Origin of the sequence: Paraburkholderia largidicola (assembly GCF_013426895.1) — a bacterium.
Classification (GTDB): Bacteria; Pseudomonadota; Gammaproteobacteria; order Burkholderiales; family Burkholderiaceae; genus Paraburkholderia; species Paraburkholderia largidicola.
Map to the genome: position 1 here is coordinate 3038481 of NZ_AP023174.1, position 13032 is coordinate 3051512.

Genomic DNA, 13032 nt, shown 5'->3' on the forward strand with positions numbered 1-13032 from the left:
ACATTTCGTGGTTAGACCGCAAAACTAACATACGCCTACCCCGTCGCAGCATGTCCGAGCGAAACTCATCCGCCGACCCGCACGAAGCTGGACGCGTCAAGCCCGTAGGCGGACACGATCACGCAGTGCTGCGGCACACTCTGCGGGTCCTGCTCGGCATCGCGCTGTTCCTCTATTTCGTTGTCGTGCTGGCCGTGCTTGGCCTGCGCTACATCGTGCTGCCGCACGCCGATTCGTTCCGGCCGAGAATCGAGGCCGCCGTCTCCGAAAAGATTCACGCACAACTCAGGATCGGCAAGATCGCGCCGCACTGGACGGGCTTCCAGCCCGGCCTCGAAGTCACCAACGTCACCATCACCAACCGCGACGGCAAGGTCGCGCTGAACATTCCGCATGCAAGCGCGACCGTGTCGTGGTCGTCCGTCTGGAAGCTCGCGCCGATCCTGTCGAGCGTGATCGTCGACAAGCCCGATCTGCTGATCGAGCGCGAGACGGACGGCTCGTTGACCGTGGCGGGCGTGATGGTGCCGACCACGCATTCGGGCAACGACACGTTCAGCACATGGCTGCTGCGCCAGGAGGCGATGATCCTGCGCGGTGGCACGCTGCGCTGGCACGACGCGCGCCGCGACGCGCCCGAGATCGCGCTGCAGGACATTCGCCTGGCGATCCTCAGCGACGGCTACGATCACCGGCTCGCGCTGCAGGCGCCGCCCGACGGCAAGCTGCTGTTCGGTCCGCTCGACTTTCGCGCGCACTTCCGGCACGCGCGCCTCGCGGCGATGGGCAAGCCGATCAACTGGACGGGCGAGGCCTATATTTCGGCCGGTCCCGTCGATCTGCCCACACTTGCCCGCTACATGGATTTCCCGATCGAAACCTATGCGGGCCGCGTCGACAACGCGATCTGGCTGCAGTTCGCTCAGGGCCGCGTGCGCTCGGCATCGGGCGAACTGTCGGGCAATAACATCGCGCTGCGCGTGAAGCCGACGCAGCCGAAGCTCGACGTGCCCGTGGCGAGCTTTTCGTGGGCCGTCGCGCACGACGGCGACGACTGGACGCTCGACCTGAACAACCTGCGCGCCGAACTCGGCCAGCCACCGCTCGACGACGGCACGCCCGTGGCCCGCATCCTCGCGTTGCACACGCTGTCGAGCCGCTACCGGATGCCGAGCGTCCAGCACGGCCAGCTGATCAGCATTTCGGGCGATCGCGTCGATCTCGGCGTGCTCGCGGAATTCAGCCGCGCGCTGCCGCTGCCCAAGCGCCTGTTGAACAACCTCGTGCGCTTCAATCCGCGCGGGCTGGTGGCGAACTACACGATCGAGGTCGAACGCGGCAAACCCGATTCGGGCGAGGCCGCCACCGAGCATCGCGAGCCGGGCGCGGAACCGATCGTGCGGTATCGCTTCAAGGGCGATCTGCAGGGCATCAGCGTTGCCGCACAAGAGCCGCCGCCGGGGCTGACGGCGAGGAACCACCCGCGCGCAGGCATCCCGGGCATCGAGAATCTGTGGGGCACGGTCGACGCCGACGAAAAGCACGGCTCGATTTCCATCGACACAGCCAACGCGGCGCTCACGCTGCCCGGCGTGTTCGACGACCCGCGCCTCACATTCGACCATCTGAGCGGCAAAGGCACATGGACGATCGCGTCCGCCATCGAGCCCGGGCAGCAGCACAAGGCGTTCAAGGTCGATGTGTCGGAGCTGAAGGTGTCGAATGCGGACACGGCGGCAAAGGCGACGGCCAGCTACTCGAACGTCGGCAGCGGACGCGGCTCGCTCGACCTGAAGGCGGATTTCGAGCGCGCCCAGGTCACGCGCATCACACGCTATCTGCCCACCAGCATCAGCGAGAAGCTGCGCGTTTATCTGACCCACGGCCTGCAGGCAGGTGTATCGCGCGGCGGCACGATTGAAATTCACGGCAATCTTGAGAAATTCCCCTACTCGCGCGATCCCGACGCGGGCGTTTTCAAGATCATCGCGCCGTTCAAGGGCGGGCGCTTCGATCCGTCGCCGTATCCGCCGCGCACGCTGAAGAATGGCACGCCGAATGTGTGGCCGGCGCTGGACGGCATCGACGGCACGTTCCAGCTGAAAGAGAAGCTGCTGCGCTTCGACGTCGACCGCGCGCACTACAAGGGCGTCGCCATGCGCAAGGTGACGGGCAAGATCGACGATCTCGGCAACCGGGCGTCGAGCCTCATCATCACGGGCGACGGACACGGCCCGCTCGCCGACATGCTCGACTATGTGAACAACAGCGCGCTCGGCGGCATGGCGAAGCATGAGACGGAAAAGATTCACGCCGATGGCCCGGCCGCGCTCGCACTCAAGCTGACGGTGCCGCGCAACCCGCCCACGCCACCGGGCGTCACGCCGCCGAAAGTGCGTGTCGCGGTAGAAGGCTCGCTTGCGTTCGAGAACGACCGGCTTGCCGTGGACAACGTCCCGCCGCTGTCGCAACTGCGCGGCAAAGTGCGCTTCACCGAGCGCACCGCGCAGGTCGACGGGCTGACGGGGCAATTCATGGGCGGCGAGGTGCGCGCGAAAGGTGGCCTGGACGACAACGGCGCCTATGCGCTCAATCTGTCCGGCCAGGTGGCCGTCGACGCCGCGCGCGGTCTGAATCTGCGCGGCCTGCCCGCGCAGGTGTTGACGCGGATGAACGGCAGCGCGCCCTATGACATCAGCGTGCGCGGCGCGAAAGGCCGTCTGCCCGACGTCGCGGTTCACTCGGACCTGACGGGGCTGGCGCTCAATTTCCCCGCACCGTTCAACAAGCCGATCGGCACGCCGATGCCGCTCGACTTCACGTTCCGGCCGACGGTCGGGAACGGCAGCAGCAGCGTGGACGCCAGCAACGGCAGCGCGACCGCCAACGGGTTGCAACGCGCCGACCTGACGTTCGGCCCGATTGCGGCAACCTATCTGCTGCGGCACACGCCCGGTCAGCCGCCCGAAGTCGTGCGCGGTGCGATCGGCGTGAACCGGACGGCAGAACTGCCGTCGGAAGGCGTGATCGCCGCCGTGGACATCGACGCGCTCGACGCCGACGCGTGGCGCGCCCTCTTCCTGCAGATGCGCAAAGCCAACGAAGGCGTTGCGCCCGTACCGCCCAGCGCCACGGCCGTGCAGTTCATGCCGAACCGCTTCGCGATCCACATCGGCACGCTGACCTTGCTCAAGCGTCATTGGGAAAGCGTGGTCGTCGGCGCCTCGCACAACGACCGTCAGTGGCAGGCGAATATCGCATCGAACCAGGTGTCGGGCCATCTGTCATGGGTGCCGGGCGCGCAGCCGGGATCGCCGGGCACGCTACAGGCGCGGCTCGCCCGGCTCGTGATCCCGTCGGCGACCGAGAACGATCTGCTCGGCCCCGCAATCAACCAGCCGGCGCAGAACATTCCGTCGATCGATCTCGTCGTCAACGAGCTGATCGTGCGCGAGCGCAATATCGGCAAGCTCGAAGTCAACGCGCATAACTTCGAGGACAACGGCACGCCCGTCTGGCAGCTCGATTCGCTCGAAATCACCAACCCGGCCGCCGCGCTGAAGGCGACGGCGAACTGGCGCACGGGCCGCAACTACGGCCCGAATCAGGACGACGAAGCCGAGCGAAGCACCGAGCTCGATTTCAAGCTGGACATCAAGGACGCGGGATTGCTGCTCGAGCGCGCCGGCCTGCCGCGCACGCTGAAGGCGGGCGAAGGCTCGTTGTCGGGCAAGCTCGGCTGGCGCGGCGGCCCGACCAAGCCCGACAAGCCGACGCTCAACGGCAATCTCGCCGTCGATCTGCGGCACGGGCAGATTCTCAAGGTCGATCCGGGCGTCGCAAAGCTGCTCGGCGTGCTCAGCCTGCAGAGCCTCGCGCGCTACGCGACGATGAATTTCCGCGACGTGATTGGCGAAGGACTGCCGTTCGAGCACGTGACGGGCACCGCGCAGGTCGTCAACGGCATCGGCTCGACGAACAACTTCGAACTGGTGACAGCGCCTGCGCGCGCTGAAATGAAAGGCACCGTCGATCTGACGACCGAAACCCAGAACCTGAACGTGCATATCGTGCCGACCGTCAGCGCGGGCGCGGGCGTCGTCGCGGCGGCCATCATCAATCCGCTGCTCGGCCTTGCGGCGCTGGTCGGCGATTTCGCGCTGTCGCATTCGATCGAACATGCGTTCGCGCGCGATTACGCGATTACGGGCTCATGGGCCAAACCGCACGTCGAGCGGGTACATGGAGATAGCGGTAATATGAACGCGCCGGCCGCCATCGCCACGCCGAACTGAGGGCCGAACCAGGGTTCCGAGGTTTTCCGGGGATCGTTGGCGCGCCCTATGCGTCGGCCGCGAATGCCGGCGCCCGCTGCCCGCACTGCCCATTGCAGGAGTCTTTCGAAGGCCTATGAGCGACCTGAACACGCAGTCCGCGAAGTCCTTTCCCCACGCTGGTCCTTTCCGCGTCGCCGCGCTGCAGATGGTGAGCACGCCGGACCGCGACCGCAATCTCGCCGAAGCCGAAAACCTGATCGCGCAAGCCGCCGCCGACGGCGCGCAGCTCGTCCTGCTGCCCGAGTACTTCTGCTTCATGGGCTACAAGGACACCGACAAGCTCACCGTGCGCGAACCGTATGGCGACGGCCCGATCCAGCGCTTTCTCGCCGACGCCGCGCGTCGCCACAAGGTCTGGGTGATCGGCGGCACGCTGCCTTTGACGGCGCCTGAAGAAACGCGCGTGCTGAACACGACGCTCGTGTTCGATCCGCAGGGCAACGAGGCCGCGCGCTACGACAAGATCCATCTGTTCAACTTCAAGAAAGGCGAAGAATCGTTCGACGAGGCGCGCACGATCCGCCCCGGCGACACCGTCCGCACGTTCGATGCGCCGTTCGGGCGCGTCGGCCTGTCCGTCTGCTACGATCTACGCTTTCCCGAGCTGTATCGGCGCATGGGCGACTGCGCGCTGATCGTCGTGCCGTCCGCATTCACGTACACGACGGGCCGCGCGCACTGGGAAACGCTGCTGCGCGCGCGGGCCGTCGAGAACCAGTGCTACGTGCTCGCCGCCGCACAGGGCGGCAAGCACGAGAATGGCCGGCGCACGTGGGGCCACACCATGCTGATCGACCCGTGGGGCGAAATCATCGACGTGCGCGACGAAGGCGCGGGCGTCGTCGCGGGCAATATCGAGCGCTCGCGCATCGACGAAGTCCGGCAGAGTCTGCCGGCGTGGCGTCACCGCGTGCTCAGCTGATTACGTAAGACATGAAACGCACGTATTGAAAGTGCCGCCAACGTCACCCATCTGACTGGCGTGCACCCACCGAATACCCTGAATCGAGCGAACTTCGCATGAACATCATCGAACCCAGCATCCGTAATCTCGCGACGGCCAAAGACGTGCTCCTGACGCCGTACGGCCTCGACGAAGCCGTGCTGACCCGCACGCTCGCCGAAATCTTCACGCATCGCGTCGACTACGCGGACCTCTATTTCCAGGCCACGCGCAGCGAAGCGTGGAGCCTCGAGGAAGGCATCGTCAAATCGGGCAGCTTCAGCATCGACCAGGGCGTCGGCGTGCGCGCCGTGTCGGGCGACCGCACGGCGTTCGCGTATTCGGACGACCTGTCGCCCGAGGCGATCCGCCAGGCCGCGATCGCCACACGCGCGATCGCGAAAGCGGGCGGCGGCAAGCAGAAGATCAAGGCGGCATCGACGCTGACGGGCGTGTCCGGGCGCGATCTGTATCTGCCGTCCGATCCGCTGCATTCGCTCGACGCGACTGCGAAGGTCAAGCTGCTCGAGCGCATCGAACAGATGGCGCGCGGCCGCGATCCGCGCATCACGCAGGTGATGGCGGGCCTCGCGGGCGAATACGACGTCGTGCTGGTCGCGCGCAGCGACGGCGCGCTGGCGGCGGACATCCGCCCGCTCGTGCGCGTGTCGGTGACGGTGATCGCCGAGCAGAACGGCCGCCGTGAAATCGGCAGCGGCGGCGGCGGCGGACGCTACGACTACGGCTATTTCACGGATGAACTGCTGTCGAAGTACGTCGACGATGCCGTCCACGCGGCTTTGGTGAACCTCGACGCGCGTCCGGCCCCTGCCGGCGCGATGACGGTCGTGCTCGGACCGGGCTGGCCCGGCGTGCTGCTGCACGAAGCGATCGGCCACGGTCTGGAAGGCGACTTCAACCGCAAGGGCTCGTCGGCGTTCGCCGGACGCATCGGTGAGCAGGTCGCGGCGAAGGGCGTCACGGTGGTTGACGACGGCACGCTGCCGAACCGCCGTGGCTCGCTCAATATCGACGACGAAGGCAACCCGACGCAGTGCACGACGCTGATCGAAGACGGCATCCTGAAGGGCTACATCCAGGACACGCTGAACGCGCGTCTGATGAAAATGCCCGTGACGGGCAACGCGCGCCGCGAATCGTACGCCGCGCTGCCGATGCCGCGCATGACCAACACGTACATGCTCAACGGCGACAAGGATCCGCAGGAAATCATCGCTTCCGTGAAGAACGGCCTGTATGCGGTGAACTTCGGCGGCGGTCAGGTCGACATCACGAACGGCAAGTTCGTGTTCTCGGCATCCGAGGCGTACATGATCGAAAACGGCAAGATCACGTATCCCGTCAAGGGCGCGACGCTGATCGGCAGCGGCCCGGAATCGCTCAAGTTTGTGAGCATGATCGGCAACGATATGTCGCTGGATACGGGCGTCGGCGTGTGCGGCAAGGAAGGTCAGAGCGTGCCCGTGGGCGTCGGTCAGCCTACCCTGCGCATCGACAAGATGACGGTCGGCGGAACGGTGTAATTCTTCGCGTCACGCACGCTTTACGCACAGCAAGCGTAAAGCGTGCGGATTTTCCGCATTTTTGGCACCCACAGCTTGCCAACTGAGCAAACCTCGGGTTATAAAGCCAATCAACCTTTTTGACGAGCCATCCCTTTTTCGCCATGTCCGCCAAGTTTTATTTTTACTTTTTTTGGGCATCTCAGACCGCTGGCGGATCGAGAGGGGTGTGAACGTACATAGGCACCTGAAATTCCCGAAAAAACCGCCAGCGAGTCTGGCGGTTTTTTTTCGTCCCTAACAACTTTGACTTTGACCTTTTTAGCCTGTTGATCTGTTCGCTGCGGCATCGTCGCCAGATGGCCGACCGCTCGAACCGCGCTACGAAACGAATCGAGGAGAAAACCATGCCCCCGCACAATACCGACGATGTCCGCATCCGCGAATTGAAAGAACTGACGCCGCCCGCACACCTGATCCGCGAATTCCCGTGCGACGAGAACGTGTCGGATCTGATCTTCAACGCGCGTCAATCGATGCACCGGATCCTGCACGGCATGGACGACCGCCTGATCGTCATCATCGGGCCGTGTTCGATTCACGACCCGAAGGCCGCAATGGAATACGCCGGCCGCCTGATCGAGCAGCGCAAGCGCTTCGCTGGCGAGCTGGAAGTCGTGATGCGCGTGTACTTCGAAAAGCCGCGCACGACGGTGGGCTGGAAAGGTCTCATCAACGACCCGTACATGGACAACAGCTTCAAGATCAACGACGGCCTGCGCGCCGCGCGCGAGCTGCTGGTGAAGATCAACGAGCTGGGGCTGCCCGCCGGCACCGAATACCTCGACATGATCAGCCCGCAGTACATCGCCGATCTGATCTCATGGGGCGCGATCGGCGCGCGCACGACGGAGTCGCAGGTACATCGTGAACTCGCATCGGGCCTGTCGTGCCCCGTCGGCTTCAAGAACGGCACCGACGGCAACGTGAAGATCGCCGTCGACGCGATCAAGGCGGCATCGCAGCCGCACCATTTCCTGTCGGTGACCAAGGGCGGCCACTCGGCCATCGTCTCGACGGCGGGCAACGAGGACTGCCACATCATCCTGCGCGGCGGCAAGACGACGAACTACGACGCCGACAGCGTGAACGCCGCGTGCAGCGACATCGGCAAGGCCGGCCTTGCAGCACGCCTGATGATCGACGCGAGCCACGCCAACAGCTCGAAGAAGCACGAGAACCAGATTCCCGTGTGCGCGGATATCGGCCGCCAGATTGCGGCGGGCGACGAGCGCATCGTCGGCGTGATGGTCGAATCGCATCTGGTCGCGGGCCGTCAGGATCTGCAGGAGGGCTGCCCGCTGACCTACGGCCAGAGTGTCACCGACGCCTGCATCGGCTGGGACGACAGCATCTCCGTGCTCGAAGGTCTGGCGGATGCCGTCAAGCAGCGCCGCGTCGCGCGCGGCAGCGGCAACTGAACGCCGCGGTTCTCTCCTACGCACATCGCGCCCGGCTCATGCAGCCGGGCTTTTTTTTGGCCATTCGGCTGAATCGAATTTCCCCTTCCCTTTCGGTACCTTCAAATCTCGTTCCTGCGTTTGCGGCGATTGAACACAGGAGATTTTAGGTATAAAATTTTGTACACGAAAGGAACTCATGGAGCTGGAAAAAGAGATTCGCTGGGTCGGCTCCAGCTAGGAAAATCTGCTCGAGTTTCCGGATGAATCGCGCCGCCAGGCTGGCTTTCAGCTAGCCAAAGTGCAGGCGGGGCTCGATCCGGACAACTGGAAGCCGTTCGATATCGTCGGCGCGGGCACCCGCGAAATTCGCATCAACGAACAGGAAGGCGCATTTCGCGTGATGTACGTCGCCAAGTTTGTCGAAGCCGTTTATGTGCTGCACTGCTTCCACAAGAAGACGCAGGCTACCAGCCGGCATGACAGGGAAATCGCCGAGGCGCGCTACCGCGCCGTGGCCAATGTGAGGAAAGTATGAAGACCATCGACACCAAGGTCCGTCACGTAACCAAACCGGGCGCGAATCTGTTTCTCGAGCTCGGCTTCCCCGCAGAAGAGGCGAAGCGCCTGCATGCTGCATCGCAGAAACAGATCAACGACACGCGGCTGCTCAAGGAGCAATTGATGACCGAGCTGTCCACGTGGATCGAGCAGCATCATCTTAAGCAGTCTGAAGCTGCGGAAATCCTGATGGTGTCGCGGCCGCGCGTGTCGGATGTCGTCAACAAGAAGACGGCCAAATTCACCATCGACACCCTCGTCGAAATGATGAGCCGTATCGGCAAGCCTGTGACGCTCGCGGTCGGCTGAGCGTGCGGTCGAACGGTCTTACCGGTCGCGCTGCTATTCGCCGCGTTGCGTATCCGGTTTGTTCGCGCCTCGGTCGTGCCGCCACAGCACGTCGCTGCCGCCGTCCACGCGGTTCAGCACGCGAGCCAGCACGAAAAGCAGATCGGACAGCCGGTTCACATAACGGCGCGGCGCATCGTTGATCGTCTCCACAGCGCCGAGCGCGACGATCGCGCGTTCCGCGCGCCGGCAAACGGTGCGGCACACATGCGCAAGCGAAGCGGCGCGCGTGCCTGCCGGCAGAATGAATTCCTTGAGCGGCGGCAGCGTCGCGTTGTACTCGGCTAGCCATGCATCGAGTTGCGCGAGATGGGTATCGGCGATCATCGAGTGGCCCGGGATGCATAGTTCGCCGCCGAGATCGAACAGATCGTGCTGAATCGACGTGAGCGCAGATCGGACACCGTCGGGCACGGTTTCGCACAGCAGCACGCCTATGTTCGAGTTCAGTTCGTCGACATCGCCGATTGCGGCAATACGCGCACTGTCCTTGCGCACACGGTTGCCGTCGCCGAGACCTGTGGTGCCGTCGTCGCCCGTGCGCGTCGCGATCTTGCTCAAGCGGTTGCCCATGATTTGCGTATCCTCGTAATGTTCCGCGATGCATCCGCCCGGATATATCGCGGCATGCCGTTCAGCTACGATCCATTATAAGGATGCTGGGGCTAACCCTTGCGCGCCCGTCTGCAAGCATGGCGCCGCGTCGGCGGACGATGGGCGTAAAATGGCCAGCAACCATCAGAATATTCGCCAACAGGAGACGCAGGTGAACCATCCCGTGCCGCCCGCCCCCGTGCGCCGCCCCTTTCCTCCTGAACTTCTCACTGCACTCAAGTCCGCATTCGGCGAACGCGTGTCCACGTCCGAAGCCGTCCGAACCCATCACGGCCGCGACGAGTCACCATTCGATCCGCAACTGCCCGATGCCGTCGTCTTCGCGAACAGCACCGAAGACGTGCAGACCATCGTCAAGCTATGCGGTCAATACGACGTGCCCATCATTCCGTACGGCAACGGTTCTTCGCTCGAAGGGCATCTGCTCGCCGTGCAAGGCGGCGTGTCGATTGACCTTTCCGGAATGAACCGCGTGCTGTCGATCAACGCGGAAGATCTGACCGTCACCGTCGAACCCGGCATCTCGCGCAAGCAGTTGAACGAGGCGTTGCGCGACACGGGTCTGTTTTTCCCGATCGATCCGGGCGCCGATGCGAGCATCGGTGGCATGTCGGCGACGCGCGCGTCGGGCACGAACGCCGTGCGCTACGGCACGATGCGCGAAAACGTTCTCGGCCTGACCGTCGTGCTCGCGGATGGCCGCGTGATCCAGACGGGCACGCGCGCGCGGAAGTCGTCGGCGGGTTATGACCTCACGCGCCTGTTCGTCGGTTCGGAAGGCACGCTCGGTGTCATCACCGAAATCACCGTGCGCCTGTACCCGCAGCCCGAAGCGGTATCAGCGGCCGTCTGCACGTTTCCGTCGATGGGCGATGCCGTGCGCGCCGTGATCGAAACCATCCAGATCGGCGTGCCGATCGCGCGTGTCGAGTTCGTCGATTCGCTCGCCATCCGCTCGATCAACCGTCATTCGAACCTGACGCTCCGCGAAGCGCCCACGCTGTTCTTCGAGTTTCACGGCACGGAAGCCGGCGTGAAAGAGCAAGCCGGGCTCGTGCAGGAAATCGCCGCGCAGAACAGCGGCGAAGGTTTCGAGTGGGCGACGCGTCCGGAAGACCGCAGCCGTCTGTGGAACGCGCGTCATAACGCGTACTTCGCGATGCTGCAACTGAAACCCGGCAGCCGCGCCGTCACTACCGACGTTTGCGTGCCCATCTCCCGGCTCGCCGAATGCGTGGTCGAAACGGAAGAAGATCTGAAAGCCTCGCCGCTGCCCTGCCCGATCGTCGGGCACGTCGGCGATGGCAACTTCCACGTCGCGATGCTGATCGACCCGAACAAGCCCGAAGAGCTAGAGGAAGCGGAGCGCCTGAATCATCGCATCGTGCAGCGCGCGCTGCGCATGGACGGCACCTGCACGGGCGAACATGGCGTGGGCCTGCACAAGATGGGCTTTCTGCTCGAAGAACACGGCCCTGTTGCCGTCGACGTGATGCGCTCGATCAAGCGTTCGCTCGATCCGCGCAACCTGATGAATCCGGGCAAGATCTTTACCTGGGCCTAAGGCTGGGCGTAACCGCATGCCCGGCTGCGCAGCGCAACGACGCGCGCGGCCGTCGATGGAGGAGACATTCCATGAACGCACCCGGCGAGCTGTCCCCCGAACTGTCGCCCGAGATGCTCGCGCAACGTCAGCGCGAAGTTGTACAGGCCTTGATGGCCGTGCTGCCAACGCATTGCCTTTTGTATCGCGAGGAAGACACCGTCGCGTACGAGTGCGATGGTCTGGCCGCGTATCGGCGCTTGCCGCTGGCCGTGGCGTTGCCCGAGACGGAATCGCAGGTGCAGCGCATCGTGCAGATCTGCCACCGGTTGAACGTGCCGATCGTGCCGCGTGGCGCGGGCACCAGCCTGTCGGGCGGCGCGATGCCGATCCGGCATGGCGTCGTCGTGTCGCTCGCGCGCTTTCGCAAGATCATTGAAGTCGACCCGTATGCGCGCACTGCGACCGTGCAGCCCGGCGTGCGCAACCTGTCGATCTCCGAAGCGGCCGCGCCTTATGGTCTCTACTATGCACCGGACCCTTCGTCGCAGATCGCCTGCACGATCGGTGGCAACGTCGCGGAAAATTCCGGCGGCGTGCACTGCCTGAAGTACGGACTGACCGTGCATAACGTGATGCGCGTGCGGGCGGTCACGATGGAAGGTGAAATCGTCGAGTTCGGCTCGCTCAGCCCGGACGCGCCCGGCCTCGATCTGCTCGCGGTCGTGATCGGCAGCGAAGGCATGTTCGCGATCGTCACGGAAGTCACGGTCAAGCTGATTCCCAAGCCACAGGCCTCGCAGGTCATCATGGCGAGTTTCGACGACGTCGTGAAAGGCGGCGATGCCGTCGCGGGCATCGTCGCAGCCGGCATCATTCCGGCCGGCCTCGAAATGATGGACAAGCCAGCCACGCGCGCCGTCGAGGAATTCGTGCAAGCGGGTTACGACCTCGACGCGGCGGCCATCCTGCTGTGCGAGTCGGACGGCACGCCCGAGGAAGTGAGTGAAGAAATCGTCCGGATGACGGCTGTGTTGCGCGAGCATGGCGCAACGCGCATCCAGATATCGCGCACGGAGGCCGAGCGGCTGCGCTTCTGGTCGGGCCGCAAGAATGCGTTCCCGGCCGCTGGCCGTATTTCGCCCGACTACTACTGCATGGACGGCACCGTGCCGCGCCGCAGCATCGGTCCGCTGCTGGCGCGCATCGAAGAGATGGAAAAGAAGTACAACCTGCGCTGCATCAACGTGTTCCATGCGGGCGACGGCAACATGCATCCGCTGATCCTGTTCAATGGCAACGATCTCGACGAGTGGCACCGCGCCGAGGCATTCGGCTGCGACATTCTCGAAACATGCGTCGAACTGGGTGGGACGGTGACGGGCGAACATGGCGTGGGCATCGAGAAAATCAATTCGATGTGCGTGCAATTTTCGCCGGAAGAACGCGATGCGTTCCACGCGGTCAAGCGCGCCTTCGATCCCGCCTGCCTGCTCAATCCCGACAAGGGCATCCCGACGCGCGCCCGCTGCGCCGAGTACGGCAAGATGCATGTGCGCGGAGGGCTGCTGCCGCATCCTGATCTGCCTCGTTTTTGAGCACCGGTGTTTGAGCACCTTCATGCGCTGCCGGACCATGCGCGCCTTTGAACCGATATAACGCATAAGCGCAGCAGGACGTTTCATACGGGTCCGAACCGGGT

General features: G+C 64.2%; 9 protein-coding genes. 8 read left to right on the forward strand and 1 reads right to left on the reverse strand.

Annotated features, from left to right (window positions below):
* Positions 1 to 50 precede the first annotated feature (50 nt).
* The 6 genes from PPGU16_RS13455 (at position 51) to PPGU16_RS13480 (ending at position 9133) form a co-directional block, all read left to right on the forward strand.
* Positions 51 to 4295 carry a YhdP family protein gene (locus tag PPGU16_RS13455; RefSeq protein ID WP_180720421.1) on the forward strand — a complete coding sequence of 1415 codons (4245 nt, stop codon included), beginning with the start codon at positions 51 to 53 and terminating at the stop codon, positions 4293 to 4295.
* Positions 4296 to 4410: 115 nt separating this feature from the next.
* Positions 4411 to 5259, forward strand: coding sequence for a carbon-nitrogen hydrolase family protein (locus PPGU16_RS13460; RefSeq protein WP_180720422.1), 849 nt, complete (start codon positions 4411 to 4413; stop codon positions 5257 to 5259).
* Positions 5260 to 5357: 98 nt separating this feature from the next.
* Complete coding sequence (gene tldD / locus PPGU16_RS13465; protein ID WP_054928913.1) at positions 5358 to 6824, forward strand: metalloprotease TldD; 1467 nt, start codon at positions 5358 to 5360, stop codon at positions 6822 to 6824.
* Positions 6825 to 7210: 386 nt separating this feature from the next.
* The gene (gene aroG / locus PPGU16_RS13470; RefSeq protein ID WP_180720423.1) at positions 7211 to 8284 is read left to right on the forward strand and encodes a 3-deoxy-7-phosphoheptulonate synthase AroG; all 1074 of its coding nucleotides are present in this window, start codon (positions 7211 to 7213) and stop codon (positions 8282 to 8284) included.
* 226 nt (positions 8285 to 8510) lie between these two features.
* Complete coding sequence (locus PPGU16_RS13475; protein WP_243460595.1) at positions 8511 to 8801, forward strand: type II toxin-antitoxin system RelE/ParE family toxin; 291 nt, start codon at positions 8511 to 8513, stop codon at positions 8799 to 8801.
* Positions 8798 to 9133 carry a helix-turn-helix domain-containing protein gene (locus tag PPGU16_RS13480; protein ID WP_042313094.1) on the forward strand — a complete coding sequence of 112 codons (336 nt, stop codon included), beginning with the start codon at positions 8798 to 8800 and terminating at the stop codon, positions 9131 to 9133. Before PPGU16_RS13475 ends, PPGU16_RS13480 begins: the two co-directional genes overlap by 4 nt.
* Positions 9134 to 9166: 33 nt before the next feature.
* Here PPGU16_RS13480 and PPGU16_RS13485 read toward each other — a convergent pair whose 3' ends face one another.
* The gene (locus PPGU16_RS13485) at positions 9167 to 9745 is read right to left on the reverse strand and encodes a cob(I)yrinic acid a,c-diamide adenosyltransferase (RefSeq protein WP_180720424.1); all 579 of its coding nucleotides are present in this window, start codon (positions 9743 to 9745) and stop codon (positions 9167 to 9169) included.
* A gap of 193 nt (positions 9746 to 9938) precedes the next feature.
* Between PPGU16_RS13485 and PPGU16_RS13490 the strand changes: the two genes are divergently transcribed.
* Both PPGU16_RS13490 and PPGU16_RS13495 read left to right on the forward strand, forming a co-directional pair.
* Complete coding sequence (locus PPGU16_RS13490; protein WP_180720425.1) at positions 9939 to 11351, forward strand: FAD-binding oxidoreductase; 1413 nt, start codon at positions 9939 to 9941, stop codon at positions 11349 to 11351.
* A gap of 71 nt (positions 11352 to 11422) precedes the next feature.
* Positions 11423 to 12928, forward strand: a complete 1506-nt coding sequence (locus tag PPGU16_RS13495) for an FAD-linked oxidase C-terminal domain-containing protein (protein WP_180720426.1) — start codon at positions 11423 to 11425, stop codon at positions 12926 to 12928.
* Positions 12929 to 13032 lie beyond the last annotated feature (104 nt).